This window comes from Thermohalobaculum sp. (assembly GCF_058622915.1).
In genome coordinates this window covers 1-25092 of record NZ_JBZSYN010000054.1, presented here as the reverse complement: position 1 = coordinate 25092, position 25092 = coordinate 1, and the positions used below count along the sequence as shown (strand labels likewise).

Genomic DNA, 25092 nt, shown 5'->3' with positions numbered 1-25092 from the left:
TCGGAATGTCCGACTTCGCCGTCAGCCGGAAGTCCGAGTCGTCCTCCGTGACCACGCACAGCATCTCCGTGCCGGCCGTCAGGCCCTCAACCACAACAACCCCGACATTGTCCCGTCGGTCGTGTACAAGCAGGTGGGGGGGGTGTCCCATCATCGTCTCCTTTCAGGGTTTGAGAATGATCTTGGGCGCGGCCGCGCGGCCGGCCTTGATGTCGGCGAAAGCGCGCGCGCCGTCCGCGAGAGGCCGGATCTCGGGCCAGTCGAGCGCCCCGAGCCGGCCGTCGAAGATGGCCTGCGCCGTGTCGCGGAAATCCGCCATGCTGTAGGTGTAGGTGCCGATGAAGGTGATCTCCTGCAGCGTCATGCGGCGGATATCGAGCCCGCCCTCGGCCGAGCCGAGGCCGATATGCACGATCACGCCGCCCGGCCGCACGCCGGCCGAGGCGGCGGCGCGGGTCGCCGCGATGCCCACCCCGTCGACCACGAGATCGACCGCCTCGGATCCGCCCTCGTCCGGCGCGAAGACGCGAAAGTCGCCGGCCCCGGCGACGATCGCGCGCCGGGCCGGATTGGTCTCGGCCAGCGAGATCTCGCGTGCGCCGAAGGCGGCCAGCACCAGCGCCGCGCCCAGCCCGATGGCGCCGCCGCCCAGCACCAGGCAGCGCGCCTCCTCGAGCGGCCGGTCCAGGACGCGCCGGGCCAGCCGCACCGCGTGCCAGCCGCAGGCGATCGGCTCGGCCAGCGCCGCCTTCTCGGTCGGCACGTGGTCGGGGATCGTCACCAGGTTGCCGGGCGGCATCGCCAGGCGCTCGGCGAAGGCGCCTTCGCGCGGCGGCATCGAGATGATCTGGCGGCCGGCGCACAGGTTCTCCCGGCCCGCGCGGCAGTGCTCGCAGCGGCCGCAGGTGACCAGCGGGTTCACCGTGACCCGGCCGCCCGCGCCGGGGCCCGCGACGACCGTGCCGGCCGCCTCGTGGCCCAGGATCAGCGGCGCCGGGCGGCGCTCGTCATGCCCCGCCCAGGCGTGCATGTCCGAGCCGCAGATGCCCACATGCGCCACCTCGATCAGCGCCTCGCCGGCGCCCGCGGCCGGGTCGGCGACCTCGCGCAGCTCCACCGACTGCGGTGCCGTATAGACAAGTGCCTTCATTTCGCGGTGTAGCCTCCGTCCACATAGAGGACCTGGCCGGTGACGTAGTCCGAGGCCGGCGCGCACAGGAACAGCGCCGGCCCGACCAGGTCCGCCAGCTTGCCGTTGCGGCCGATGCAGGTCTGCGCCGCGTGGCGGGCGGCCAGCTCGGCGTCGCCGAACACCGGGCCGGTCAGCTCGGTGGGGAAGAACCCCGGCGCCAGCGCGTTGGCGGTGATGCCGTGGGGCGACCAGGCCTCGGCCATGGCGCGGGTGAGCTGGCCCACGCCGCCCTTCGAGGCGCCGTAGGCGATGCCGCCGGGGAACGCGCGGCGCGTCTGCAGCGAGGCGAAGTTGACGATCCGGCCCCAGCCCTGCGCCTTCATCGCCGGCACCAGGGCGCGGGCGAGGAAGAACGGCGTCGAGAGGTTGAGGTCGAGCGTCGCGCGCCAGGCAGAGGCGGTCACCTCGTCGGCGCGCTGGCGGGTGTTGACCCCGGCCGCGTTGATCAGGATGTCGGGCGGGCCGAAGGGCCCGGCCACCTGATCGGCGACCTCCGCCATGGCCTCGGGCACCGAGAGGTCCGCGGCGATGGCAGCGGTCTCGCCGTCGGCCGTGGCGCGCCAGGTCTCCAGCGCCGCGGCGCGGCGGGCGACACCGACCACCCGCGCCCCGGCCTCGGCCAGCGCCGTCGCCAGCGCCCGGCCGAGCCCCGAGCTCGCGCCCGTCACGCAGGCGACGCGATCGCGCACGCTGAACAGTTCGGCGCTCACCACCTCACCCCGCGGCCGTCAGGTCGAACGACTCGCCGGGGAAGTACTTCTCCAGCCGGATGTCGGCTGTGCGCGCATGGCCCTCCATCCCCTCCAGCCGCGAGATGCGCGCGGTCGCCTCGGCCACCGGCCGGGCCCCCGCGGGGGTGGCGCGCTGCCAGGTCACCAGCTTCATGTACTTGTGCACGCTCAGCCCGCCGGTGTAGCGCGCGGCCCCCGAGGTGGGCAGAACGTGGTTCGGCCCCGCCGCCTTGTCGCCGAAGGCCACCGTGGTCTGCTCGCCCAGGAACAGCGAGCCGTAGCACTGCAGCCGGCCGAGGAACCAGTCGAGGTCGGCGGCCTGCACGCTCAGGTGCTCGGGCGCATAGCTGTCGGCCACCTGCGCCAGTTCCTCGCGGTCGCCCACGACCATCACCTCGGCCATGTCCTTCCAGGCGGCGGTGGCGTTCTTGGCGTTGAGCTCGGGCAGCATCGCGATATAGCCCGGCACCAGCTCCAGCACCTTCTCGGCAAGCGGGCGGTGCGTGGTGGCGAGCCAGACCGGCGAGTTGTAGCCGTGCTCGGCCTGGCCGACCAGGTCCCAGGCGACGATGTGCGGGTCGGCGCTCTCGTCGGCAAGGATCAGGCTGTCGGTCGGGCCCGCGAACATGTCGATGCCGACGCGGCCGAACAGGATCCGCTTGGCCTCGGCGACGAACTGGTTGCCGGGGCCGACCAGGATGTCGGCCTTGGGCAGCCCGAACAGGCCGAAGGCCATCGCTGCGACCCCCTGCACCCCGCCCAGTGCCAGGATGGTGTCGGCGCCGCACAGGTCGGCGGTGTAAATGATCGCCGGCGCGATGCCGACGCCGGGGCGCGGCGGCGAGCAGGCGGTGATGTGGCCGCAACCCGCGACCTTGGCCGTGGTCACCGTCATCAGCGCCGAGGCGATGTGGCTGTAGCGCCCGCCCGGGGCATAGCAGCCCGCCGCCTGGCAGGGGATCGCCTTCTGGCCGGCGATCAGCCCTGGCACGACCTCGATCTCGACGTCGCGGATCGACTCCTTCTGCGCCTCGGCGAAGCGACGCACATTGTCCCAGGCGAAGCGGATGTCGTCCTTGAGCTTCGCCGGCACCTGGCCCGCGGCGGCGTCGATCTCGTCGCGAGTCAGCACCACGTTGCCGTCGTACTTGTCGAACTTGGCCGCATAGCGCATGGCGGCCTCGTCGCCCCCGGCTTCGATCTCGTCGAGGATGGCCTGGACGGTCGCGCGCACGTCGCCGGCGTCGTCGGTCGAGTGGCGCGCTGCTTTCTTCAGGTATTCAACGGTCATGCGAAACCTCGTCACTTGTAGGTTGCGGGGAGCAGGGTCGTGGAGACCGCCGGGATGTAGGCGATCAGCAGGACCACGAGCAGCATGAAGAACACGAAGGGCACGGCGCGGGCGGCGATCTTGAGGATCGACTCGCCGGTCAGCCCGGACACGACGAACAGGTTCAGGCCCAGCGGCGGGGTGATGAAGCCCACGCCCAGGGTGGTGATCATCATCACGCAGAACTGGATCTCGTTCATGCCGATGTTGTCGGCCAGCGGCTTCAGGATCGGGGCCAGGATCACGATGTTCGGCGTCGTCTCCATGACGCAGCCCGCCGCGATCAGGATGCCGATCATCAGCAGGATCAGCACGTAGGGGTCGGAGGTCACCCCGGTCACCGCGGCCACGAAGCCCTGCGGCACGTCGAGCGAGGCCATGGTCTGGGCCAGCGGCAGCGACATGGCGATGATCGGCAGGATGACGCCGTTGACCTTGGCCGAGCTGACCATCATCGCCGGAAAATCCGCGAGCTTCAGCGTGCCGATGATGAAGCCGAGGATGATGGTCACGACCACCGCGGTGGCGCCCGCCTCGGTCGGCGTCAGCCGGCCCGAGAAGATGCCCCAGAAGATCACGCCGGGCACGATGAAGGCATACCAGCCTTCGCGGAACGCCTGTCCCAGCCGTGCGGCCCATTCGCCGAGAGACATCGGGTCGCCGCCCTCATAGGAATAGCGGCGGTTCACCGTGATGTTGGTGATCAGGATCGAGACCAGGATCAGGAATCCGGGGATCAGCGCCGCCTCGAACAGCGTCGAGGCCGAGATGCCCAGCACCAGCCCGATCACGATATAGGCGATCGACGGCGGGATCAGGATGCCGGTGCACGACCCGGACGCCACCAGCGCGCAGGCATAGGGGCGCGGATAGCCCGACTCCACCAGCCGGCTGATGGTCATGCGGCCGACCGCGGCGGCGCCCGCGGCGTCCGATCCGGAAATCGCCGAGAACATGCCGCACACCAGCACCGTGGCCGAGCCGAACCCGCCCTTGGTCCAGCAGGTCAGCGCCTCGGCGATGTCGAGGAACTTGCGGCTGAGCCCGGTGCGCACCAGCACGTCGCCGGTCAGGATGAACAGCGGCACGGCGGTCAGCGCGTAATGGTCGATGCCGTCGAACAGGCTCTCGCCCAACAGCGACATCGGCAGCACGTGCGAGATGAGCAGCATCGACACCGCCGCCGAGCCGATCGAGGCCCAGACCGGCACGCCCAGTCCGACAAGCGCGATGAAGAACAGCACCGGGCCGTAGAAGTCCCAGCCGATCGTGACGGTCTGCTGCTGGATCTGGTTCCAAAGCATGGTCCGGGCCCTCAGTCGAACAGCCGCTCGCCCTCGTAGACCGGGCGCCCCGCACGAAAGTCTGCGAGGTCCCGCACGAAGGACTGGACGAGGCGGAAGATCATCATCGAGAAGCCGAGCGGCACGGCCATCAGGAACCACACCATGGAGACGCGCAGCCCGTGGCTGACCGAGCCGTAGTGCCACGACACCGCGACGGTCTGCAGCGACCAGTAGACGGCGAGCACCGCGATCGCGAACATCACCAGGTCGCCCAGAACGTAGAGCAGCGCCTTCACGCGCGGCGGGACGTAGTGGTAGATCACGTCGATGCGGATATGGCCGCGCTCGCGTACTGCGGCCGAGGCGCCGATCCAGGCCAGGTAGATGAACGAGTAGCGCACGATCTCCTCGCCCCAGATCGAGGAATACGAAAACACCTCGCGCCGGATCACCTCCACCGCCATGGTCGCCACCAGCATGGTGTAGAAGACCAGCAGCAGCCAGCGCTCGGCATTGCGATCGATTGATTTGAGCACGTCGACCTCCCTTGCCGCGCCGCCGCCCGCGGCCGAAGCCGCGCCGGCGCCCCCGCGGCGCAATCTGGACAGTGGCACCGTCGCCGGGGCCGTGGCGGCCCCGGCGGACCAGTGCCTCAGGCGTCGTTCACGTAATAGCGGCACTGGTTGGTGCCGGCCGCCTCGGCGAGCTTGTTGAAGGCGTCCATCGAGCCGGCCAGCTTGACCTTGAAGCGGTCCCACTCCGAGCGCTGGTAGCCGCCGGCCTCCTTCCACTTGGCCAGCTCCGCCTTGGTCGGGGTGTAGAACTGGACGCCCGCGCGGCGCATCTCGGCCATGACGAAGTTGCGCGCCGCCGGCACCTTGGCGAGGTTCTGCTGGGCGGTGATCTCGGAGGCGAAGTCGATGCCGTCCCGCACGTCCTTGGGCAGCCCGTTGAACCACTTCAGATTGCACGAATAGACTTGGCTGTCAGGCACCGCGCGGGTGAAGGTGACATAGCTCAGGATGTCCTTGAAGCCGAAGACATAGAGGGCCTCGACCGAGGGGTCGAGCGCGTCGGCCACACCCTGCTTGATCGCCGAGGGCGTCTCGCCCCAGGCGATCGGGGTCGGGTTGGCGCCGACCATGCGGTAGTACTGCTGCAGCATCTCCGAGCCCGGCACGCGGAACTTGATGCCCTCGAGATCGGAGGGCACCTTGACCGGCCCCTTGCCGCCCTTGCGGATCGCCACCGTGCGCGGGTCGATAACCACGTACCACAGCGGCTTGAATCCCTTGGCCTCGACCAGCGGGTTCACCATGGTCTTCCACACATCCGAGTGGACCAGGTTGACGAAGCGCTGGTTGGCGCCGCACAGGTAGGGCATGTTGATCAGATCGACCACCGGCGCGAAGGGGGCGAAGTTCGACAGCGAATGCTGCGCCGCCTGGATCGTGCCGCCCTGCACCTTCTCGGCAAGCGCGCCGCCGGCGCCGAGCTGGCCCCCAGGGGCAAGCTTGACGTAGATCTTGCCGTTGGTCGCGTTCTGGATGTTCTCCTTGAAGTCGAGCTGCATGATCGGATAGCTGCGGTCCGCCGTCAGCACATAGGCGGTCGCGACGTTCATGATGTACTTGGCGGTCCGCTCGCGCCGGCGCTCCTCGTTCGCGGTCTGCGCGGCGGCCTTCTCTGACCACAGGGTGCCCGCCGCGCCGGCCACGACCGCGGCGGTAAAGCCGCTGGTGCCCGCCAGCTTGAGGAAATTGCGCCGCTCGAGCGACCTCAGTTCCATCTTCTCCTTGTCCGCGGCCATCCGATCTGTCCTCCCTGACTGTTGATCTGGTGAGTGTGGGTTCAGTTCTTGCCGTTCTCCGCCGCCTCGCGCATGAGCACGCCGATGACGAAGAAGATCGATGCGGCGAAGAGCATGAGCATTTCGCCGACGTCGCTCAGATAGACGCCAACGCCGGCCGCGCCGGCGGCGACATTGCCGAAATAGACCAGGAAACAGACCAGTGCTGCGGCAAGCGGCAGATTTCCGTGTCCCGTCATGGCGCTGCGTCTCCCTTGGCGTTGGCGTTTCTGCGAATCGCCCTGTGTTTGCAAATTGTAAGCGCTTGCATCGCGAATGCAAGCGTTTTCATGATTGCTGATAACGCTTGCATATAGTATAAGGGGCATCCGACGCAGGCCCAGGTGGAACTTCCGCATGAACCCCAACGGGTTACCCACCCTCAGGCACGTGGCGCGGCGCGCGGGCGTCTCGACCGCCACTGTCTCGCGTTGCCTCAATGCCCCCGACCGCGTCAGGCCCGAGACCCGCGCGCGGGTCGAGGCAGCGGTGGCCGAGCTGGGCTACACGCCGAATTTCGGCGCCCGGGCCCTTGCCTCCAACCGGACGAACACGATCGGGGCGATCATCCCGACGATGGAGAGCGCCATCTTCGCGCTCGGTCTGCAGGCGCTGCAGGACGAGCTGTCCGAGAACGGCGTCATCCTGCTCATCGCCACCTCGCGCTACGACCCCGAGCGCGAGGCCCGGCAGGTCCGGGCGCTTCTGGGGCGCGGCGTCGACGGGCTGGTGCTGATCGGCGAGGCCCGCCCCGAGGAGACCTATCGCTTGCTGCGCGAGCGCCGGGTCCCCTTCGTCTTGCTGTGGAACCACCGCGCCGACTGCCCGCACCCGTGCGTCGGGTTCGACAATCGCGGCGCGGCGCGGCGGATGGCGGAGTTCGTGCTCGGCTTCGGCCATCGTCATGTCGCCATGATCGCCGGCGTGACGGCCTGGAACGACCGGGCGGCCGACCGCGTGCACGGCGTGCGCCAGGCGCTCGAGGCCCGGGGCGGCAGCCTCGAGGCGCCTTATCTGGTCGAGTCGCTCTACACGCTGGACGCCAGCGCCGCGGCGACCAAGCGCCTCCTGGCGCTCACGCCGCGGCCCACGGCGATCATCTGCGGTAACGACGTGCAGGCCGCCGGCGCGCTGCGCTGCGCGCACGAGCTCGGGCTCGAACTGCCGCGCGACCTCTCCGTCGTTGGTTTCGACGACATCGAGCTCGCCGTCGCGGTGACCCCGCCACTGACCACCGTGCGGGTGCCGCATCGCAGGATGGGGCAGGGGGGCGCGCAGCTCCTGCTGCGGCTGATCGGCACCGGCGAGCCCGGCGCCAGCGTGACCATAGAGACCAGGATCGTCGAGCGCGCCTCGCTCGCGCCGCCGCCTGCCGACAGCGCCTGAGGCGCTGGCCGGCGCCCGCGGCGCCGCCTTGGAAAGACCGCCCGGCCGGGCAAGGGCCTCCCGCCCCGCGCCTTGACAATCCGACCCGTTGCCCGAGGATCGGCGGCACGTCCTGCACCCCCTGCGCTCCCCGGGCCCCGTCCTTTCCATGCGCGACACGCTCATCGCCCTGATGCTCGTCCTCATGCCGCAGATGACGCTTGCGGCCATCGAGCTCGGTGTGCCTGTGCTGGCGCCCGCCTTCGTCGCCTCGCTCGGCATGGCCCCCGAGACGGTGGGGCTGATCGGCGGGCTGATCGGCCTCGGCGCGATCTGGCTGTTCGCCGCCAACAGCGCGGTGACCCCGGTGCTGGGGCCGCTGCGCGCCATCGTCGTGGCCTGCGTCCTGGCGGTCGGCGGCGCGGCGCTGATCCTCACCGGTGTGCTCGCCGGCGTCTTCGCGGGCGCGGTGGCGATCGGCTTCGCCTACGGCGTGACGGCGCCGGCGGGCAGCCAGATCCTGTCGAGCCACGCGCCCCGGCGCTTGTGGGGCACGGTGTTCTCGGTGCGCCAGGCCGGGGTGCCGGCCGGCGGCGCGCTGGCCGGGCTGGTCGGGGCCGGGCTGGCCGCCGCGCTGGGCTGGCGGGTGGGGCTGGCCACACTTGCGGCCATGCCGCTGGCGGCGGCGGCGCTGCTCCTGCTCGCGCCGGCGCGCTTTCGCACCGGCGCCAGCGGCGCGCGCTTCCGTCTCCGCGCGCTCATCACCCCGGCCAACGCGCTGTCGCCCTTCCGCACGCTGCGCCGCATGCCCCAGCTCGTGCCCGTGGCGCTCGCCAGCCTCGGCCTGGGCACGGCGCATTCCTCCACGCTTGCCTTCCTCACCACCTACCTCACCGACGGGCTCGGCCTCAGCCTGGCGCTGGCCGGGGCGCTCTATGCCACCATGCACGCAGCCGCGCTGAGCGGGCGACTGGTGGTCGGCGTCGTGGCCGACTGGCTCGGCTCGACCCGGCTGATGCTGGTGGTGATGGCCGTGGCCTCGGCCTGCGTCCTGGTGATGCTCTCGTTCGTGCAGGCAAGCTGGGGCCACGCCGCGCTCTTCGGCGCGGCGGCGCTGGCGGGGACGGGCATCTCCACCTGGAACGGCCTCTATCTCGCCGAGGTGGCCCGCCTCGCGCCCCCCGCCGAGGTGTCCGAGGCCACCGCCGCGGTCACCTTCTGCACCTTCGCCATCTACACCGTGGCGCCCCCGGTCTTCGCCGCGCTGGCCTGGCTCGGCGGCTACGGGCTGGCGTGGTGGTGCACCGCCGCGGTTGTCCTCGCCTCCGCCACGGTGCTCGCCCGCACGCCCCGCGCTGAGCCGGCCGAATGAGCAGCTCCCTCGTCCTGCGCGCCACCGGCTCGCACCTTTACCCGGGCGCGCACGGCACGTTCGAGGCAGCGCCGCTGGTCGTGCCCCTCGCCGCACCGGCCCCTTGCCTGGTCGAATTCGCCGACGGGTCCGCCGCCACCGGTACGCTGACGCCCCGGGGCGACGGACTGCTGCTCGCCGCAGCGCCCTACACCACGGCCCGCGGCACCTCCATCGCGGCGAAGCGCTGGCGGCTGATACTGACGGAACTGGGCTTTCGCATCGCCCGCCGCGCCTGAGCGCGCGCGGGCGGCTCAGGTCCGAACGTCCGGCCCCGCTCGCCCGGTCCGCGCGCCGATCCCCGCGATCTCGTCGGCCGCCGCGATCACGTCCGCCAGCGCCTCCTGCGGGTCCAGCCCGTGCTGCGCCGGGTCGGGCTCGAAGCGCTCAAGATAGACCCTCAGCGTCGCCCCCGCGGTCCCGGTGCCCGACAGCCGGAACACCGCTCGCGCCCCCGCGCGGAAGAACACGCGCACCCCCTGGTGCTCGGCCACCGAGCCGTCCACCGGGTCGACATAGCGAAAGTCGTCCGCCGCCTCGACCTCCAGCCCCGCGGCCCGCGTGCCCGGCAGCGCCGGCAGGCGCCCGCGCAGCGCTTCGATCAGCCCCTCGGCCGGCGCCGTCTCCAGCGCCTCGTAGTCGTGGCGCGAGTAATAGTCGCGCCCGTGCCCGGCCCAGTGCCGCCGCATCACCTCGGCCACGCCCTCGCGCCGCGCCGCCATGAGGTTCAGCCACATCAGCACGGCCCACAGCCCGTCCTTCTCGCGCACATGGTCCGAGCCGGTGCCGAAGCTCTCCTCGCCGCACAGCGTCGCCATGCCGGCGTCGAGCAGGTTGCCGAAGAACTTCCACCCCGTCGGCGTCTCGTGCGCCGGGATGCCCAGCCGCGCCGCCACCCGGTCCGCCGCGCGGCTGGTCGGCATCGAGCGCGCCACCCCGGCGAGCCCCTTGGCGTAGCCCGGCACAAGCTGCGCGTTGGCCGCCAGTACCGCCAGGCTGTCCGAGGGGGTGACGTAGCAGCCCCGCCCCACGATCATGTTGCGGTCGCCGTCGCCGTCCGCCGCGGCGCCGAGGTCGGGCGCGTCGTCCGAGAACATCAGCGCATAGAGCTCGTGCGCGTGCACCGGATTGGGGTCCGGGTGCAGCCCGCCGAAATCGGGCAGCGGCTCGGCGCGCATTACCGTGCCCTCGGGCGCCCCCAGCGCGTGCTCGAGGATCGCCCTGGCATAGGGCCCCGTCACCGCGTGCAGCGCGTCGAAGCGCATGGTGAAGCCCGAGGCGAACAGCCCCCGGATCGCCTCGAAGTCGAACAGTCGCTCCATCAGCGCCTGGTAGTCGGCGACCGGGTCGATCACCTCCACCGTCATCCCGCCCAGCCCCTGCTCGTCGGGCCGGTCCAGCGCCACCTCGGGCGCCTCCACGATGCGGTACTGATCGATCTCCTTCGTGCGCCGGTGGATCGCCTCGGTCACGCCCTCGGGCGCCGGCCCGCCGGCCGAGGTGTTCACCTTGACGCCGAAATCCTCGTCCGGGCCGCCGGAGTTGTGGCTGGCCGAAAGGATGAACCCGGCCTCAGCGCCGCGCTTGCGGATCACGCACGAGGCCGCCGGGGTCGAGAGCAGCCCGCCCCGCCCCACGATCATCCGCGCCGCCCCGTTCGCCGCGGCCATGCGCAGGATCGTCTGCGCTGCGTCGGCCGACCAGAAGCGCCCGTCGCCGCCCAGCACCAGGGTCCGGCCCGCGACCCCGCCCAGCGCGTCGATTGCCGCCTGCACGAAGTTCTCCAGATAGCCCGGCTGCATGAACTCGCGGGTCTTCTTGCGCAGGCCCGAGGTGCCGGGCTTCTGCCCCTCGAACGGGCGGGTCGGGACGGTGCGAACGCTCATCGGGCTCTCCGGGCGGGCAGGGGGGGCGGACCCCCCGATACCTAGGGCAACCGCGCGCGCGGCGGAAGCCTGCATCGCGGTTGGCGGGCGGCGGCGTTCTCGGCTACCACTGGCAAAACGCGCCCATGACGGCGCCGCAGCGGAGGAAGCCGAGGAGGAATCCGATGCCCCCCCACGTCCTCGCCATCGACCAGGGCACCACCTCGACGCGGGCGATGATCTTCGACGCCTCCTGCCGTGTCGTCGCCAACGCGCAGCAGGAGTTCGCGCAGCACTTCCCCGACTCGGGCTGGGTCGAGCACGACCCCGAGGACTTGTGGGCCACCACCGCCGCCACCTGCCGCGCCGCGCTCGAGCGCGCCGGGCTGGGGCCCGGGAACATCGCCGCCATCGGCATCACCAACCAGCGCGAGACCACGGTGGTGTGGGAGAAGGCGACCGGCCGGCCGGTGACCAACGCCATCGTGTGGCAGGACCGGCGCACTGCGCCGATCTGCGTGCGCCTGCGCGAGGACGGCCACGCGGCGATGATCACCGAGCGCACCGGGCTTCTCGCCGACCCCTACTTCTCGGGCACCAAGCTCGCTTGGATCCTCGACAACGTCGAGGGCGCCCGCGCCAAGGCGGACGCCGGCGAGCTCCTCTTCGGCACCGTCGACAGCTACCTGGTGTGGCGGCTGACGGGCGGCACGCACCACGTCACCGACGCCACCAACGCCTCGCGCACGCTGCTCTACAACATCCGCGAGGGCCGCTGGGACGACGACCTGTGCCGACTGCTCGACGTGCCCATGGCCATGCTGCCTCAGGTGCGCGATTGCTCGGCCGATTTCGGCACAAGCCGCCCCGACCTGTTCGGCCGCGCCATCCCGATCCTGGGCGTGGCCGGCGACCAGCAGGCCGCGACGGTGGGCCAGGCATGCTTCACACCCGGCATGATAAAATCGACCTATGGCACTGGTTGCTTTGCCGTTTTGAACACCGGCGCGGACCTCGTGCCGTCCAGGAACCGCCTGCTCACCACCATCGCCTACCAGCTCGACGGCAAGCCGACCTATGCGCTGGAAGGCTCCATCTTCATCGCCGGCGCCGTGGTGCAATGGCTGCGCGACGGGCTGAGGCTCATCCGCGACGCGGCCGAGACCCAGCCCATGGCCGAGCGCGCCGACCCGGCCCAGCGCGTCTATCTGGTGCCTGCCTTCGTCGGCCTCGGCGCGCCCTACTGGGATGCCGAGTGCCGCGGCGCGATCTTCGGGCTCGCGCGCAACACCGGCCCGGCCGAGCTCGCCCGTGCCGCGCTCGAGAGCGTCGGTTACCAGACCCGCGACCTGCTCGAGGCGATGCAGGGCGACTGGGACGGCGAGCCCGGCACCGTGCTGCGCGTCGACGGCGGCATGACGGCGAGCGACTGGACGCTGCAGTTTCTCGCCGACATCCTCGGCGCCCCGGTCGACCGGCCCCGCATCGCCGAGACCACAGCGCTCGGCGCCGCCTGGCTCGCCGGCATGCGCGCCGGCGTCTATCCAGGGCCCGAGGAGTTCGCCCGCACCTGGGCGCTCGACCGCCGCTTCGAGCCCGCCCTCGACGAGGCAACGCGAGCGGCGAAATACGCCGGCTGGCGCGACGCCGTCGCCCGCACGCTCTCCCGCGCCTGACCGGCCGCGCACTGGGACGCGGCGGACTGGCGCGCCGCGCGCATGGGCGTTATATACCGCGCGCTATGGACCGGCGGGCAACGGACGCGTCTCCCGGCCTGCGCTTTCTCAAGATGCACGGGCTGGGCAACGACTTCGTCATCATCGACGCGCGCGGCACGGGCGACCCCGTGACGCCGGCCTTGGCGCGCGCGCTGGGCGACCGCCACCGCGGCGTAGGCTTCGACCAGCTCGCGGTGATCGCGCAGGCCGACGGCGCCGATGCAAGCGTCACCTTCTTCAATGCCGACGGCTCGATGGCCGGCGCCTGCGGCAACGCCACCCGCTGCGTTGCCCACCTGCTTATGCAGGAGAGCGGCGCGCCCAGCCTCGCCATGCAGACCGCCAACGGCCGGCTCGCCGCCGAGCGCCTCGCCGACGGGCGCATCCGCGTCGACATGGGCCCGGCCCGCACCGGCTGGCGCGACATCCCGCTCGCCGAGGCGCACGACACCGTCTCGCTGCCGCTCGCGGGCGAGCCCGGCGCCGTCTCCATGGGCAACCCGCACTGCGTCTTCTTCGTCGACGACGCCGAGGCGGTGCCGCTCGCCGAGGTCGGCCCGCACTGGGAGACGCACCCCCTCTTCCCCCAGCGCACCAATGTCGAGTTCGTCCAGGTCCGCTCGCCGGCGGCGATCCGCCTGCGCGTGTGGGAGCGCGGCGCCGGCATCACGCTCGCCTGCGGCTCGGGCGCCTGCGCCGCGGTGGTCGCGGGCGTGCGCAAGGGGCTGATCGAGCGCCGCGTCACCGTCGCCCTTGACGGCGGCCCGCTCGAGGTCGAATACCGCGCCGACGGCCATGTGCTGATGACCGGCCCCGTCGCCGATGTCTTCGAGGGCCGCCTCTCGCCCGCCTTCCTCGCCGGGGTCGGCGCATGACCGCCCCCCGCTTCGTCACCTTCGGCTGCCGCTTGAACGCCTACGAGACCCAGGCCATGACCGACCTCGCCACGCAGGCCGGGCTCGAGGACGCGGTCGTGGTCAACACCTGCGCCGTCACCGCCGAGGCCGTGCGCCAGGCCCGCCAGCAGATCAGGCGCCTGCGCCGCGATCACCCCGCGGCGCGGCTCGTCGTCACCGGCTGCGCCGCCCAGACCGAGCCCGCCACCTTCGCCGCGATGCCCGAGGTCGACCAGGTCGTGGGCAACCTCGAGAAGATGCGCCCGGCCACCTGGGCCCGCATCGCCGCCCCGGACCTGATCGGCGAGACCGAGCGCATCCTGGTCGACGACATCATGTCCGCGCGCGAGACCGCCGGCCACCTGATCGACGGCTTCGGCACCCGCGCCCGCGCACATGTGCAGATCCAGAACGGCTGCGACCACCGCTGCACCTTCTGCATCATCCCCCATGGCCGCGGCAACTCGCGCTCGGTGCCCGCCGGCGTGGTGGTCGAGCAGATCCGCCGCCTCACAGGCCGCGGCTTCAACGAGGTGGTGCTGACCGGGGTCGACCTCACCTCCTGGGGCGCCGACCTGCCCGGCCGCCCGCGGCTGGGCGATCTGGTGCAGCGCATCCTGCGCCTCGTGCCCGGGCTGGCCCGCCTGCGGCTGTCCTCGATCGACTCCATCGAGGCCGACCCGGCACTGATCGACGCCATCGCCTCCGCGCCCCGGCTGATGCCGCACCTGCATCTGTCGTTGCAGGCCGGCGACGATCTGATCCTCAAGCGCATGAAGCGCCGCCACCTGCGCGACGACGCCATCCGCTTCTGCGAGGCGATCCGCGCCCGCCGCCCCGACATCGTGTTCGGCGCCGACCTGATCGCGGGCTTCCCCACCGAGACCGAGGCGCAGTTCGACAACACCCTGGCCCTGGTGGCGGACTGCGGCCTCACCTGGCTGCACGTCTTCCCCTACTCGGCGCGCCGCGGCACCCCCGCCGCGCGCATGCCGCAGGTGCCCAAGGCCGTGCGCCGCGAGCGTGCCGCCCGCCTGCGCGCGCTGGGGGCCGAGCGCGCCGCCGCCTACCTCGCCGCCCAGGTCGGCCGCCCCCACCGCATCCTGGTCGAGACGCCGCGCACGGGCCGCACCGAGACCTTCGCCGAGGTCGCCTTCGCCGCCGACCGGCCCGAGGGCGCAATCATCACCAGTGCGATTACCGGCGCCACGCCCGCGCAGCTGCTCGCCTGACCCTTCCCGCCGGCGCGCCCGCGCGCTAATCAGGCGGCCACGCAACCGCACGGGAGCGCCATGTCCTTCTTCGGCAAGCTGAAAGAGCGCCTGTTCAAGTCCTCGGCCAACCTCGACGCCGGGCTCGAGGCGATCGTCGACGAGGCCGCCGAGGAGGTGGTCGAGGAAACCGCGCGCGAGCCCGGCCAGCCCCCCGCCGACCGCCCGCTGTCGCCGCCGCCGGTCTCGCCCACCGCGCCGCAGCCCCCGTACGAGCCCCCCGAGAAGACGCAGGGCAGCTTCCTCTCGCGCGCGCTGGGCACCCGGCCCGCGCCCGGCGCCACCGTGGTGAAGAAGCGCGTCCTCGACGACGCCATGCTCGAAAGCCTCGAGGACCTGCTGGTGAGCGCCGATCTCGGCGTCGACACCGCGCTGAAGCTCTCCGCCCGCATCGCCGAGGGCCGCTTCGGCCGCCGCGTCTCCACCGACGAGCTCAAGCAGGCGCTGGCCGCCGAGGTCGCCGCGATCCTCGAGCCCGTGGCCCGGCCCCTGCCGCTCTACGCCAAGCGCCCGCAGGTGGTGCTGGTGGTCGGCGTCAACGGCTCGGGCAAGACCACCACCATCGGCAAGCTCGCCGCCCAGTTGCGCGCGGCCGGCAAGTCCGTGGTGATCGCCGCTGGCGACACCTTCCGCGCCGCGGCCGTCGAGCAGCTCCAGGTCTGGGGCGAGCGCGCCGGCGTGCCGGTGATGACCGCGCCGCAGGGCTCGGACCCCGCCAGCCTCGCCTTCGAGGCGATGCAGAAGGCCGAGGCCGACGGCGCCGACATCCTGATGATCGACACCGCGGGGCGGCTGCAAAACCGCAAGGACCTGATGGAGGAGCTGGCCAAGATCGTGCGCGTGCTCGCCAAGCGCGATGCGGAGGCGCCGCACAACACCGTGCTGGTGCTCGACGCCACCACCGGCCAGAACGCGCTCAGCCAGGTCGAGATCTTCCGCAAGATCGCCAATGTCACCGGGCTGGTGATGACCAAGCTCGACGGCACCGCCAAGGGCGGCATCCTGGTGGCGCTGGCCGACCGGGTCGGCCTGCCGATCCACGCCATCGGCGTGGGCGAGAAGATCGACGACCTCGCTCCCTTCGACCCCGAGGAGTTCGCCCGGGCGCTGACCGGGGCAGGGGGGTGAGCACCCCACCCGGCGCCGGCCCCGCCCCCGGCCCCGCATGACCCCGTCCGAGTGGATCCTCGCCATCCAGGGCACGCCCGACGGCGCCCGCGCCGCCGTCGGCCTGGCGCTGTTCTCCGCGCTCGCCCACGCCACGCTCGGCGCGCTGCAGAAGGGCCGCCACGACCCCTGGACCAGCCGCGCCGTGATCGACCTGTGGGTGGCGGCGCTGGCGCTGCCGCTGGCGCTGTTTGCGGTGCCGCCGCCCGATCTTTTCCTGTGGGGGCTGCTGGCCGGGGCCTGGGCGATCCAGACCGGCTACAAGGTGCTCATGGCCATGGCCTACAGCCGCGGCCACTACACGCTGGTCTACCCGATCGTGCGCGGCACCGGCCCGCTGGCCACGGTGATCTTCGCCGGCTTCGTCTTCGGCGAGCACTTCACGCCGGGCCAGTGGCTGGGCGTGGTTCTCCTCTCGGGCGGCATCTTCGGGCTCGCGGTGGTGAACATCCGCGGCGTCTCGATCGGCCGCGACCGGCTGATCGCGGCCATCGGCTTCGCCGTGCTCACCGGGCTGTCGGTCGCGGTCTACACCACTTATGACGCCTACGGCGTGCGCGCCGCGCCCGACCCCTTCACCTTCCTCGTCTTCTTCTTCGCCTTCGAGGGCATCTCCATGCCGCTGATCGCCGTCATGCGGCACCGCCGGCACGCGGCCTCGGGCGCCGCGCCGGTCGCGCTCGGCGCCCGGCTGCTGGCGCTGCGCGGCCTGGCCGGGGCGCTGGCGGCGTTCTGCTCGTTCGGCGCCGTGATGCTGGCGACCCGGCTCGACAAGGTGGGCGAGGCGGCCAGCCTGCGCGAGACCTCGGTGCTGTTCGCCGCCCTGATCGGCTGGCTCGCGCTGGGCGAGCGGACCAGCCGCATGCGCCTGTTGCTCATGGTCGTCATCGCGCTCGGCGCCGTGCGCATCGAGACGGGGTGACAGCCGCCCATCGACCCACTAGATAGCCAGCCATGACCCAGCTCCCCGCCCAGTCCCCCGCCCAGTCCCCCGCACCAGCTGCCGCGCAGGCCGCCCAGCCGCACCCGTTCGTGAAGCTCGGCCTCGACGTCGGCCCGCTGCTGATCTTCTTCCTGACCTTCCGCTACGGCGAGACCCTACTGGGCGTGCCGGCGATCCATGGCCTGCTCGTCCCGATCACCGGCGCCGCGGCGCTGGCGGGCAAGGGCGGGCCGCTGTTCGTCGCCACCGCCGTGTTCATGGCCGCCACGCTGGCCGCGCTGGCGCTGTCATGGGGTCTCACGCGGCACCTGCCGCGCATGGCGCTGGTCACCGCGGTGGTGGTCGCGGTGTTCGGCGGGCTGACGCTGTGGCTGCAGGACGCCACCTTCATCAAGATGAAGCCCACGGTGATCAACCTGGTGTTCGCCGCCGTGCTGGGCGCCGGGCTGGTGCGGCGGCGCTCCTATCTCAAGGACCTGATGGGCGAATCGATGCCGCTCGACGACGCCGGCTGGCGCATCTTCACCCGCCGCTGGGCGCTGTTCTTCCTGGCCATGGCGGTGCTCAACGAGCTGGTCTGGCGCAGCCAGTCGACCGCGATCTGGGTCGACTTCAAGACCTTCGGCTACCTGCCGATGACGCTGGTCTTCATGGCGTTCCAGTGGCCGCTGCTCAAGCGCCACGCGCTCGAGCAGGGCTGACTCAGCCGCCCGCCTTGGCCTTCTCGATCGCCGGCAGGATCTGCTTTTTGATGTCGGCTTCCATGATCGGACCGATCTTCTTGTAGGTGATGCGGCCCTTGGCATCGATCACATAGGTCTCCGGCACGCCGTAGACGCCCCAGTCGATGCCGACCCGGCCCGAGTGGTCGGCGCCGATGCGGGCGAAGGGGTTGCCCAGCTCCTCGAGGAAGGCCTTCGCCGCCGCGCCGCGGTCCTTGTAGTTGATGCCATAGATCGTGATGCCCATGTCGGCCAGCTTGCCCAGCTCGGCCATCTCGGCACGGCAGGGCACGCACCAGCTCGCCCAGACATTGACCAGCTTGACGCCGGGCCCCTTGAGGTCGGCGGTCGACAGCCCCTTGCCCCCGTCATAGAGCGGCGGCAGGGTGAACTGCGGCGCCGGCTTGCCGATCAGCGCCGAGGGCAGGTCGCGCCCGCCATTGGGCTGCTCCAGCCCGACCAGGAAGATCGCCAGCACCGCCGCGGCGCCCAAGGCCGGCAGCAGCATCCAGAAGCGGAAGCGCCCGCCTTCTGCGCCCGCCTCGCCGCCTGCGGGCGGCTCCTCGCGGCTGGTCTCGTCGGTCATCGCCGGCGCTCCCGCTCCACCTCGTTGAGCTCGCGCCGCGCCCGCGCGCTGGCGCTCAGCGTGGTCCAGATCAGCCAGCCGATGATGGCGGCCGTGGCCAGGTAGGCCGAGATGCCGTAGAGCGCATACTGGTCGTCGAAGGGGTTCATGCCGGCACGTTGTGCAGCCGCAGCGCCCGCGCCCGGCGCCGTCGGATCTCGGTGCGCGCCCTGACCAGAAGGAGCGCGATGAACAACAGGTAGAAGGCCACGATCATCACGTAGAGCGGGGTGCGGAAGGCGTCGGCCACCCGCTGCCCCGGCGCCAGGCTCAGCGAGGCGCCCTGGTGCAGCGTCGCCCAGAAGTTCACCGCATAGCGCGAGAGGAAGGCGAAGATCACGCCCACCAGGCACAGTACGCCCGACAGGTCGGCCGCCTTCTCCGGCTCGTCGATCGTCTCCCACAGCGCGATGTAGCCCAGGTAGAAGAAGAACATCACCAGCACCGAGGTCAGCCGCGCGTCCCACGCCCACCAGGTGCCCCACATCGGCTCGCCCCAGATCGAGCCGGTGATCAGCGCCACCGCGGTGAACGAGGCGCCGATCGGCGCCGCCGCCTTGGCCACCAGGAAGCTCACATGGTGCCGGCGCACGATGCCCACGCCCGAGGCGAAGGCCATCACGAAGTAGATGTTGATCGCCAGCATGGCCGAGGGCACGTGGATGAACATGATCTTGACCGTCGAGCCCTGCTTGTAGTCGTCGGGCGTGAAGAACACCGACCAGACCACGCCAATCGTCAGCAGCACCACCGCCGCGATCCACACGGGCTTCAGCGCGCGCCCGGAGACGCGCATGAACTCGGCCGGATTTGCGTAGCGCCAGATCGACATCGGGCCCCAATTAAACCCGTGCGGGAGCGGGGGCAACGGGCAGAATGCCGCTCCCCCGAAAAGGTGATGCGCCACCCCCGTCCCGCCAGGGCGGCGCATCGGAACGGACTGGCGGGGAGGCGCCGGCCCGATCGTCTCAGCCCAATCGACTCAGCCCAATCGACTCACTTCGGTCGACTCGGCGCTGCCATCCTACTTCGGCGCGTTGGGATGGAACAGTTGCTTGCCCTGCAGCCGGTAGGAGGCGATCACCTTCTGCCCCTCGCTCGACAGCAGCCAGTCGATGAACTCCTGGCCCAGCTTGACTTTCACGTTCGGGCACTTCTTCGGGTTCACCAGGATCACGCCGTACTGGTTGAACAGCGCCGGGTCGCCCTGCACCAGGATCTTGAAGTGGTCCTTGTTGCCGAACGAGATCCAGGTCGCCCGGTCGGTCAGCGTATAGGCGTGCATGCCGACCGCGGCGTTCAGCGTCGCGCCCATGCCCGAGCCGGTCTCGCGATACCACTTGCCGCTCGCCTTGGTCGGGTCGATGCCGGCGGCCTTCCACAGCCGCATCTCCTTCTTGTTGGTGCCCGAATCGTCGCCGCGCGAGGCGAACAGCGCCTTCTTCTGCTTGATCCTGGTCAGCGCGGCGGTGGCCTTCTTCATGCCGGCGATGCCGGCGGGGTCGCTGGCGGGGCCGACGATGACGAAGTCGTTGTACATCAGGTCGGTGCGCTTCACGCCATAGCCCGCGGCGACGAATTTCTCCTCGGCCGGCTTGGCGTGCACCACCAGCACGTCGCCGTCGCAGTTCTTGGCGTTCTTCAGCGCCTGTCCCGTGCCCACCGCGACCACGCGCACCTGGATGCCGGTCTTCTTCTCGAACTTCGGCAGCAGATAGCCGTAGAGCCCCGAATTCTGCGTCGAGGTGGTCGACTGCACCACGATGAACTTGTCCGCGGCGTGCGCCGGCTGGCTCAGCGCCATGCCCGCGACCAGCACCGCGCCCAGCACGGCGAATCCTTGTTTCAGCATATGTTTCGCTCCCTTCGTTCCCTTGGGTTTTGGCACTACAAAAGCAGCCGCCCGGCCAGGTAGGCCTTTGCCTGGGGCGACTGCGGGTGGTCGAAGAAGTCGGCGGCGGGGCCGCGCTCGGTGACCCGGCCGCGGTGCACGAAGATCACCTCGCCGGCCAGCCGCCGCGCCTGGTCGCGGTCATGCGTGACCAGCACCGCCTTGGTGCCGCCCGCGGCCGCGGCGCGCACCAGCGCCTCGACCGCGACGGTCGCCTGCGGGTCCAGGCTCGCCGCCGGCTCGTCGAGCAGGATCAGCGCGGGCTCCGCCGCCAGCGCGCGCACCATGGCCAGCCGCTGCTGCTCGCCACCCGACAGCACGCGGGCCGGCTGCTCGGCCAGCGCCTCGAGCTGGCCCAGCGCCAGCAGCTCGGCGATGCGCCCGTGGCGCGCGGCCCGCGGCACGCCATAAGTCGCCAGCGCGTGCGCCAGGTTGGCGCGCACCGAGCGGCGCAACAGCACCGGGCGCTGGAATACCACGGCCAGGCGGTTGCGCGCCGGCGCCGGCGCCCCGCCATAGGTGATCCGCCCGGCCGAGGGCCGCAACAGCCCCGCGATCAGCCGGATCAAGAGGCTCTTGCCGGCGCCGTTCGGCCCCATGATGCAGGTCAAGGGCCCCGGGCGCAGCGTCAGCGAGACGCCGTCGACCAGCCGGCGCCCGGCGGCCTCGTAGACCACGTCCTCCACCACCACGGGCCAGATCCCGGCCGCGCGCTCGCCGATTTCGGCCATGTCACGCATAGGCCATGCGCGCCGCGCTGGCGCGCAGCCCCATCAGCGCAGCGTTCACGATCAGCGAGATGGTGATCAGGATCATGCCCAGCCCCAGCGCCATGGCCAGCTCGCCCTTCGAGGTCTCGAGCGCGATCGCCGTGGTCATCACCCGGGTGACGTGGTTGATGTTGCCGCCGACGATCAGCACCGCCCCGACCTCGGCCAGCGCCCGGCCGAGCCCGGCGAGCGCCGCCGTGATCAGCGAATAGCGCGCGTCCCACAGCAGCGTCGCCACCGTGCCAACGCGCGAGGCGTTCATCGAGCGCAGCATCTCGTCGTATTCGCCGTGCATGTCCTCGATCACCTGCCGCGACAGCGCCGCGACGATCGGCGTGACCAGGATCGCCTGGGCGATTACCATCGCGGTGGGGGTGTAGAGCAGCTGCAGCGGCCCCAGCGGCCCGGCCGCCGACAGCGTCAGATACACGCCCAGCCCGACCACCACCGGCGGCAGGCCCATCAGCGCGTTGACCACCAGCACCGCGCCGGAGCGGCCGGGAAAGCGCGCCACCGCCAGCGCCGCGCCCAGCGGCATGCCGATGGCGCAGGCCAGCGCCACGGCGCTCAGGCTGACCCTGAGCGACAGCGCGATGATCTCGAGGAGGTCGTGGTTCCCCGAGGCGATCAAGGCAAAGGCCTGTCCGAAGGCGGCCCCGAAATCCTGCATGGGCGTCCTTCCGTCCCGCAGCGTTTTCTGTCGTTTCGGCGCATTCTCTGTCGAAATTTACGAATTGCAACGAAAACCGACAGGTCCCGCGCAGATTCCCGCCGCCCGGAACCGGCGCCGGCCGAAGGCCGCGGGATCGGGCGCCGCGGCGATGGCGCGCCATCTCACGTCTGCGTCGCCGACGTGCTATGCTGGCACCGAGGGTGGGGCTCGCCTTTGTTCAGGGAAAGGGCCCGCCATGAAATTCTCGATCCTCACGATAGCCTTGTGCCTCCTCGCCAGCACCGCGCTGGCGGGCAGCGAAATGCAGGGGGCGACCGAGACGCGGACGCCGCTGCTCAAGCAGCCGCTGCACGGCATGGCCGGCAAGGAGGTCGACGCGGTGCGCCTCGACATCCCTCCGGGCTGGCAGACGCTGCGTCACATTCATCCGGGCAACGTCTTCGTCTATGTGCTCGAAGGCTCCGTCGAGATCGATCTCGCGGGCGGACAGAAGCAGACGGCCTCGGCCGGCGAGATGCTCTATGAGACGCCCAATCAGGCGATGGTCGGCCGCAATGCCAGCTCCAGCGAGGGCGCGAAGATTCTCGTCTTCTTCGTCGGCGACGAAGGCCAGCCGCTGACGGTGCCCGTCAAGCAGTGATCGCGGCGCGAGCCCGCCTCAGCGCCGCGCGAAGGGCGGCTCGCCGAAGACCACGACCGGGCGCGCCCGGCCCATCAGCGCCACCTCGCGGAAGTGGTCGAGGATCGCCGCGGTGGGCGCGAACAGGTCGTGGCCGAGCGTGGGGATGAAGCGCGAGAACACGCCCGGCGCGTGCTCGGCGCCGCGCGCCTCGGGCCGGTTGCCGCCGCGCCCCGGCCCGGCGAACAGGTCGCCAAGCGGCACGCGAAACAGCGCCGCGATCTCGTGCGGCGAAGGCGTCGGCCGTGCCTCGGCCCCCAGCCACACGACGAAGGGCGTGACCAGGTAGCCCGAGCGCGTCGGCAGGTCGTCGAGCGCGCCCAGCGCCGTCCCGGGCGCAGCCGCGATGCCCAGCTCCTCGGCCAGCTCGCGCCGGGCGGCGGCCAGCGCGCTCTCGCCCGGGTCGATGCGGCCGCCGGGCAGGGCGTATTGCCCGGCATGGCTCGACAGCCGCGCCACCCGCCGCGTCAGCAAGAGCGTGGTCTCGCCTGCGGCCGAGGGCGCCAGCACGATGCTCACCGCCGCCGGCCGCAGCCCCTCGGCGGGGTGCCGGCGGCGGGCATAGGTGGCCAGGTTCGCCGCCAGATGCGCGCGCGTCTCCTCGCTGTAGGGCCAGTGCCGCTGCATCGCCGCCTCTTCGGGTCCGGCCGCGGTTGTGCGCCAGCGGGGCACCCGTGGCAAGCGGGCCGGAAGCGAAGGGACTTGCGCCGCCCGCGCGGCCGGGCTTTGACTGCGCCGGTGCGGCGGCAGGGGAGGCGAGGGGTGCGGGCGCAGGCGCAAGCGAGAACGACGGGCTCGACGCTGCTGGCGATCGGGGTCAACCTCTTCGGGATCTTCCTGCTCGACCTCATGGGGGCGATCATCAAGCATCTCTCGGCCGGGCCGGCGGGCTTTGGCGCCGCCGAGCTCTCGGCATGGCGCAATTTCTTCGCCATGGCTCCGGCGATGGCCGTGCTCTGGCTCTCGGCCGACTGGCAGGCGCGCGGGCGGCGCTTCCGCATCCGCCAGTGGCGGCTCGCCTGGCTGCGTGGCGGCTTCGTGGCGATGGCGCAGTTCATGTTCTACCTGGCGCTGGCACGGCTCGAATTCGCCACCGCCTCGACCATCACCTTCGCCATGTCGCTGTTCATCGTCGCCTTCTCCGTGCCGATCCTGGGCGAGCGCGTGGGCTGGGTGCGCTGGGTCGCGGTGTTGATCGGGTTTGCCGGCGTGGTCTGGGTGATGCAGCCGGGCTCGGATACCTTCACCCTCAACGCGCTGCTGCCGCTCGGCGCGGCCATGGGCTATGCGATCAACTCCGTCACCGCGCGGCTGATCGACGATGAGGTGCCCACGGCGCTGCTCAACCTCTACTCGAACTCCGCCGCGCTGGCCGGCGCCATCCTGCTCGCCCTGGCGACGGGGGGCTTCAGCCCGGTGGCCTCGGCGGCCGAGCTGGGCTGGCTGGTGGCGATGGGCACAGTCGGTGGCTGCGGCGTGCTGTGCCTGGTCATCTCGTTTCGCATGACCGAGCCGAGCAACCTCGCCCCGTTCAACTATTTCGGCATCCCGATCGCCTTCGCGCTCGGCTGGCTGTTCTTCGCCGAGGCGCCGTTCGACCGGCTGATGCCCGGGGCCGTGCTGATCGTCGTCGGCGGGCTGATGATCGTATGGCGCGAGCGCCAGCTCAGCCGGCGCAGGGGCATCGCCCGCGGCGTCTAGGCTGGCGCCGCGACACGGTTAAGAAATACCCCTCATTTTAAGGTAAATTCATGCATGTCTTATATAAGACATGCAAGAGTTGCGGTGCCTCAGCGGGGCACCAGTCGCTCGAGCTCGGGCAGCAGCTTGACGCTCTCCTGCTCGTGCGGATCGGTGCGCGCGATCACCGCCGTGACCGGGTCGGAACCCGGGTTCGCGGGCAGGTGCGGCATGTTCGCGGGGATATAGAGCATCTCGCCCGCGCCCACTGTCATGTGGTGCTCGAGCCGTGGCCCGTACCACATCTCGCTGGTGCCGCTCAGCACGTAGATCGCGGTCTCGTGGCTCTCGTGCATATGGGCCTTCGCGCGCTGGCCGGGCGGGATGGTCAGGAGGTGCATGCAGATGCCGTGCGCGCCCGCCGATTCCGCCGAAACCCCTTCAAAATAAGAGAATCCCTGCTTGCCCTGATAGGTCTTTCCCGGCCGGAAGACCCGGCAGGTGGCCTGTGTGTCCGTGCTCATCGGCGCCTCCTCGGGCAGTGGGTTGTACGGCTTAGAAGTGGGGTGCCGGGGCGCCTGCGGCAAGCCGCCGGCTCACCGCCCGGCGCGTGCCGGCGCGGGCTTCTCGGCTGCGGGGGGCAGCACCGGGAACTCGCGGCCGAGCTGGGATTCGGCGGCGCCGCGGATCAGCGTCTCGATGCCGGGGTCGCGCCGGGTCAACCTGAGAAAGTCGCGCCGCGACAGCGTCAGGAGCCGGCAGAACCCCATCGAGACCACGCTCGTGCGCCGCCGCCGATAGGGCATGAACAGCGCCAGCTCGCCGAAGAAATCCCCGTTCGACAGCGGCACCGGATCGCCGGTGCCGCGCGCCTCAAGCGCGCCTGAGGCGATGAAATACATGTCCGTGCCGCGTTCGCCCTCGGCCACCACGGTCTCGCCGGGCACGGTGAATCTGGGGCGCAGCCGGCGCGCCATGGCGCGGCGCTGCTCGGGGGCGAGCCCGGAGAACACGGGCACCTGCTCGAT

At 71.2% G+C, this 25092-nt stretch carries 28 protein-coding genes; 11 read left to right on the top strand and 17 right to left on the bottom strand.

The features are described from left to right. Positions 1 to 163: 163 nt before the first annotated feature. The 7 genes from AC32QD_RS04685 to AC32QD_RS04655 all read right to left on the bottom strand — a co-directional run bounded on the left by AC32QD_RS04685 (position 164) and on the right by AC32QD_RS04655 (position 6588). Positions 164 to 1150, bottom strand: coding sequence for an alcohol dehydrogenase catalytic domain-containing protein (locus tag AC32QD_RS04685; protein ID WP_492009321.1), 987 nt, complete (start codon positions 1148 to 1150; stop codon positions 164 to 166). Then, positions 1147 to 1905: an SDR family NAD(P)-dependent oxidoreductase gene (locus AC32QD_RS04680; protein WP_492009320.1), complete on the bottom strand. Its 759-nt coding sequence runs from the start codon at positions 1903 to 1905 to the stop codon at positions 1147 to 1149. Before AC32QD_RS04680 ends, AC32QD_RS04685 begins: the two co-directional genes overlap by 4 nt. A 1-nt stretch (position 1906) precedes the next feature. Beyond that, on the bottom strand, positions 1907 to 3214 hold the full coding sequence (hisD, locus tag AC32QD_RS04675; RefSeq protein WP_492009319.1) for a histidinol dehydrogenase: 1308 nt from the start codon (positions 3212 to 3214) through the stop codon (positions 1907 to 1909). Between the two features lie 11 nt (positions 3215 to 3225). After that, positions 3226 to 4557: a TRAP transporter large permease gene (locus tag AC32QD_RS04670; RefSeq protein WP_492009318.1), complete on the bottom strand. Its 1332-nt coding sequence runs from the start codon at positions 4555 to 4557 to the stop codon at positions 3226 to 3228. A gap of 11 nt (positions 4558 to 4568) precedes the next feature. Then, entirely contained in the window at positions 4569 to 5018 is a 450-nt protein-coding gene (locus AC32QD_RS04665) for a TRAP transporter small permease (protein WP_492009323.1), read from the bottom strand. Between the two features lie 173 nt (positions 5019 to 5191). Beyond that, positions 5192 to 6349, bottom strand: coding sequence for a TRAP transporter substrate-binding protein (locus AC32QD_RS04660; RefSeq protein WP_492009317.1), 1158 nt, complete (start codon positions 6347 to 6349; stop codon positions 5192 to 5194). A 41-nt stretch (positions 6350 to 6390) separates the two neighbouring features. Next, positions 6391 to 6588 (bottom strand): hypothetical protein, encoded by a 198-nt coding sequence (locus AC32QD_RS04655; RefSeq protein ID WP_492009316.1) that lies wholly within the window; start codon positions 6586 to 6588, stop codon positions 6391 to 6393. A gap of 157 nt (positions 6589 to 6745) precedes the next feature. Between AC32QD_RS04655 and AC32QD_RS04650 the strand changes: the two genes are divergently transcribed. The 3 genes from AC32QD_RS04650 (at position 6746) to AC32QD_RS04640 (ending at position 9403) form a co-directional block, all read left to right on the top strand. Continuing rightward, entirely contained in the window at positions 6746 to 7774 is a 1029-nt protein-coding gene (locus tag AC32QD_RS04650; protein ID WP_492009315.1) for a LacI family DNA-binding transcriptional regulator, read from the top strand. A 148-nt stretch (positions 7775 to 7922) separates the two neighbouring features. Further along, on the top strand, positions 7923 to 9125 hold the full coding sequence (locus AC32QD_RS04645; protein ID WP_492009314.1) for an MFS transporter: 1203 nt from the start codon (positions 7923 to 7925) through the stop codon (positions 9123 to 9125). After that, on the top strand, positions 9122 to 9403 hold the full coding sequence (locus tag AC32QD_RS04640; protein ID WP_492009313.1) for a hypothetical protein: 282 nt from the start codon (positions 9122 to 9124) through the stop codon (positions 9401 to 9403). The genes AC32QD_RS04645 and AC32QD_RS04640 overlap by 4 nt, the downstream gene beginning before the upstream one ends. 15 nt (positions 9404 to 9418) lie before the next feature. Here AC32QD_RS04640 and AC32QD_RS04635 read toward each other — a convergent pair whose 3' ends face one another. Continuing rightward, positions 9419 to 11050, bottom strand: a complete 1632-nt coding sequence (locus AC32QD_RS04635) for an alpha-D-glucose phosphate-specific phosphoglucomutase (RefSeq protein ID WP_492009312.1) — start codon at positions 11048 to 11050, stop codon at positions 9419 to 9421. A gap of 164 nt (positions 11051 to 11214) precedes the next feature. On the opposite strand from AC32QD_RS04635, the gene glpK reads away from it, so the two are divergent. From glpK to AC32QD_RS04605, 6 genes are all read left to right on the top strand, one after another. Beyond that, positions 11215 to 12705, top strand: a complete 1491-nt coding sequence (gene glpK, locus AC32QD_RS04630; protein WP_492009311.1) for a glycerol kinase GlpK — start codon at positions 11215 to 11217, stop codon at positions 12703 to 12705. 65 nt (positions 12706 to 12770) lie between these two features. Beyond that, positions 12771 to 13622 (top strand): diaminopimelate epimerase, encoded by an 852-nt coding sequence (dapF, locus tag AC32QD_RS04625; RefSeq protein ID WP_492009310.1) that lies wholly within the window; start codon positions 12771 to 12773, stop codon positions 13620 to 13622. After that, entirely contained in the window at positions 13619 to 14875 is a 1257-nt protein-coding gene (gene mtaB / locus AC32QD_RS04620) for a tRNA (N(6)-L-threonylcarbamoyladenosine(37)-C(2))-methylthiotransferase MtaB (protein ID WP_492009309.1), read from the top strand. The genes dapF and mtaB overlap by 4 nt, the downstream gene beginning before the upstream one ends. Before the next feature lie 60 nt (positions 14876 to 14935). Continuing rightward, the gene (gene ftsY, locus AC32QD_RS04615; RefSeq protein WP_492009308.1) at positions 14936 to 16042 is read left to right on the top strand and encodes a signal recognition particle-docking protein FtsY; all 1107 of its coding nucleotides are present in this window, start codon (positions 14936 to 14938) and stop codon (positions 16040 to 16042) included. Between the two features lie 37 nt (positions 16043 to 16079). Then, a complete protein-coding gene (locus AC32QD_RS04610) occupies positions 16080 to 17003 on the top strand; it encodes an EamA family transporter (protein ID WP_492009307.1) in 924 nt (307 codons plus the stop codon). A 32-nt stretch (positions 17004 to 17035) separates the two neighbouring features. After that, positions 17036 to 17725: a septation protein A gene (locus AC32QD_RS04605; protein WP_492009306.1), complete on the top strand. Its 690-nt coding sequence runs from the start codon at positions 17036 to 17038 to the stop codon at positions 17723 to 17725. Between the two features lies 1 nt (position 17726). On the opposite strand, the gene AC32QD_RS04600 is transcribed toward AC32QD_RS04605, so the two are convergent. From AC32QD_RS04600 to AC32QD_RS04575, 6 genes are all read right to left on the bottom strand, one after another. Continuing rightward, positions 17727 to 18254: a DsbE family thiol:disulfide interchange protein gene (locus AC32QD_RS04600; RefSeq protein WP_492009322.1), complete on the bottom strand. Its 528-nt coding sequence runs from the start codon at positions 18252 to 18254 to the stop codon at positions 17727 to 17729. 74 nt (positions 18255 to 18328) lie between these two features. Next, entirely contained in the window at positions 18329 to 18481 is a 153-nt protein-coding gene (ccmD, locus tag AC32QD_RS04595) for a heme exporter protein CcmD (protein ID WP_492009305.1), read from the bottom strand. After that, positions 18478 to 19203, bottom strand: coding sequence for a heme ABC transporter permease (locus tag AC32QD_RS04590; RefSeq protein WP_492009304.1), 726 nt, complete (start codon positions 19201 to 19203; stop codon positions 18478 to 18480). Before AC32QD_RS04590 ends, ccmD begins: the two co-directional genes overlap by 4 nt. Before the next feature lie 192 nt (positions 19204 to 19395). Next, complete coding sequence (locus AC32QD_RS04585; protein ID WP_492009303.1) at positions 19396 to 20223, bottom strand: ABC transporter substrate-binding protein; 828 nt, start codon at positions 20221 to 20223, stop codon at positions 19396 to 19398. Between the two features lie 35 nt (positions 20224 to 20258). Beyond that, positions 20259 to 20993: an ABC transporter ATP-binding protein gene (locus tag AC32QD_RS04580; protein WP_492009302.1), complete on the bottom strand. Its 735-nt coding sequence runs from the start codon at positions 20991 to 20993 to the stop codon at positions 20259 to 20261. A gap of 1 nt (position 20994) precedes the next feature. Next, the gene (locus AC32QD_RS04575; protein WP_492009301.1) at positions 20995 to 21702 is read right to left on the bottom strand and encodes an ABC transporter permease; all 708 of its coding nucleotides are present in this window, start codon (positions 21700 to 21702) and stop codon (positions 20995 to 20997) included. Positions 21703 to 21940: 238 nt separating this feature from the next. Here AC32QD_RS04575 and AC32QD_RS04570 point away from each other — a divergent pair, with 238 nt between their 5' ends. After that, positions 21941 to 22345, top strand: coding sequence for a cupin domain-containing protein (locus tag AC32QD_RS04570; protein WP_492009300.1), 405 nt, complete (start codon positions 21941 to 21943; stop codon positions 22343 to 22345). 18 nt (positions 22346 to 22363) lie between these two features. Here the strand turns inward: AC32QD_RS04570 and AC32QD_RS04565 are convergent, their stop codons facing one another. Next, positions 22364 to 23011 (bottom strand): NUDIX hydrolase, encoded by a 648-nt coding sequence (locus tag AC32QD_RS04565; RefSeq protein ID WP_492009299.1) that lies wholly within the window; start codon positions 23009 to 23011, stop codon positions 22364 to 22366. Positions 23012 to 23146: 135 nt separating this feature from the next. On the opposite strand from AC32QD_RS04565, the gene AC32QD_RS04560 reads away from it, so the two are divergent. After that, positions 23147 to 24085, top strand: coding sequence for a DMT family transporter (locus AC32QD_RS04560; protein WP_492009298.1), 939 nt, complete (start codon positions 23147 to 23149; stop codon positions 24083 to 24085). Positions 24086 to 24174: 89 nt separating this feature from the next. Here the strand turns inward: AC32QD_RS04560 and AC32QD_RS04555 are convergent, their stop codons facing one another. Further along, positions 24175 to 24588 (bottom strand): cupin domain-containing protein, encoded by a 414-nt coding sequence (locus AC32QD_RS04555; RefSeq protein ID WP_492009297.1) that lies wholly within the window; start codon positions 24586 to 24588, stop codon positions 24175 to 24177. A gap of 72 nt (positions 24589 to 24660) precedes the next feature. Further along, the coding region (locus tag AC32QD_RS04550) for a cyclic nucleotide-binding domain-containing protein (protein ID WP_492009296.1) at positions 24661 to 25092 on the bottom strand (432 nt) is incomplete at its 5' end.

What these genes read in the sequence shown, in the direction of transcription:
- hisD (WP_492009319.1), bottom strand. Translation starts at nt 3,214, where the DNA reads ATGACCGTTGAATACCTGAAGAAAGCAGCGCGCCACTCGACCGACGAC.
- AC32QD_RS04610 (WP_492009307.1), top strand. Translation starts at nt 16,080, where the DNA reads ATGACCCCGTCCGAGTGGATCCTCGCCATCCAGGGCACGCCCGACGGC.
- AC32QD_RS04665 (WP_492009323.1), bottom strand. Translation starts at nt 5,018, where the DNA reads ATGCTGGTGGCGACCATGGCGGTGGAGGTGATCCGGCGCGAGGTGTTT.
- AC32QD_RS04660 (WP_492009317.1), bottom strand. Translation starts at nt 6,349, where the DNA reads ATGGCCGCGGACAAGGAGAAGATGGAACTGAGGTCGCTCGAGCGGCGC.
- AC32QD_RS04635 (WP_492009312.1), bottom strand. Translation starts at nt 11,050, where the DNA reads ATGAGCGTTCGCACCGTCCCGACCCGCCCGTTCGAGGGGCAGAAGCCC.
- ccmD (WP_492009305.1), bottom strand. Translation starts at nt 18,481, where the DNA reads ATGAACCCCTTCGACGACCAGTATGCGCTCTACGGCATCTCGGCCTAC.
- AC32QD_RS04590 (WP_492009304.1), bottom strand. Translation starts at nt 19,203, where the DNA reads ATGTCGATCTGGCGCTACGCAAATCCGGCCGAGTTCATGCGCGTCTCC.
- dapF (WP_492009310.1), top strand. Translation starts at nt 12,771, where the DNA reads ATGGACCGGCGGGCAACGGACGCGTCTCCCGGCCTGCGCTTTCTCAAG.
- mtaB (WP_492009309.1), top strand. Translation starts at nt 13,619, where the DNA reads ATGACCGCCCCCCGCTTCGTCACCTTCGGCTGCCGCTTGAACGCCTAC.
- AC32QD_RS04670 (WP_492009318.1), bottom strand. Translation starts at nt 4,557, where the DNA reads ATGCTTTGGAACCAGATCCAGCAGCAGACCGTCACGATCGGCTGGGAC.
- AC32QD_RS04685 (WP_492009321.1), bottom strand. Translation starts at nt 1,150, where the DNA reads ATGAAGGCACTTGTCTATACGGCACCGCAGTCGGTGGAGCTGCGCGAG.
- ftsY (WP_492009308.1), top strand. Translation starts at nt 14,936, where the DNA reads ATGTCCTTCTTCGGCAAGCTGAAAGAGCGCCTGTTCAAGTCCTCGGCC.
- AC32QD_RS04585 (WP_492009303.1), bottom strand. Translation starts at nt 20,223, where the DNA reads ATGCTGAAACAAGGATTCGCCGTGCTGGGCGCGGTGCTGGTCGCGGGC.
- AC32QD_RS04645 (WP_492009314.1), top strand. Translation starts at nt 7,923, where the DNA reads ATGCGCGACACGCTCATCGCCCTGATGCTCGTCCTCATGCCGCAGATG.
- AC32QD_RS04640 (WP_492009313.1), top strand. Translation starts at nt 9,122, where the DNA reads ATGAGCAGCTCCCTCGTCCTGCGCGCCACCGGCTCGCACCTTTACCCG.
- AC32QD_RS04600 (WP_492009322.1), bottom strand. Translation starts at nt 18,254, where the DNA reads ATGCTGCTGCCGGCCTTGGGCGCCGCGGCGGTGCTGGCGATCTTCCTG.
- AC32QD_RS04575 (WP_492009301.1), bottom strand. Translation starts at nt 21,702, where the DNA reads ATGCAGGATTTCGGGGCCGCCTTCGGACAGGCCTTTGCCTTGATCGCC.
- glpK (WP_492009311.1), top strand. Translation starts at nt 11,215, where the DNA reads ATGCCCCCCCACGTCCTCGCCATCGACCAGGGCACCACCTCGACGCGG.
- AC32QD_RS04580 (WP_492009302.1), bottom strand. Translation starts at nt 20,993, where the DNA reads ATGGCCGAAATCGGCGAGCGCGCGGCCGGGATCTGGCCCGTGGTGGTG.
- AC32QD_RS04650 (WP_492009315.1), top strand. Translation starts at nt 6,746, where the DNA reads ATGAACCCCAACGGGTTACCCACCCTCAGGCACGTGGCGCGGCGCGCG.
- AC32QD_RS04655 (WP_492009316.1), bottom strand. Translation starts at nt 6,588, where the DNA reads ATGACGGGACACGGAAATCTGCCGCTTGCCGCAGCACTGGTCTGTTTC.
- AC32QD_RS04570 (WP_492009300.1), top strand. Translation starts at nt 21,941, where the DNA reads ATGAAATTCTCGATCCTCACGATAGCCTTGTGCCTCCTCGCCAGCACC.
- AC32QD_RS04565 (WP_492009299.1), bottom strand. Translation starts at nt 23,011, where the DNA reads ATGCAGCGGCACTGGCCCTACAGCGAGGAGACGCGCGCGCATCTGGCG.
- AC32QD_RS04555 (WP_492009297.1), bottom strand. Translation starts at nt 24,588, where the DNA reads ATGAGCACGGACACACAGGCCACCTGCCGGGTCTTCCGGCCGGGAAAG.
- AC32QD_RS04605 (WP_492009306.1), top strand. Translation starts at nt 17,036, where the DNA reads ATGACCCAGCTCCCCGCCCAGTCCCCCGCCCAGTCCCCCGCACCAGCT.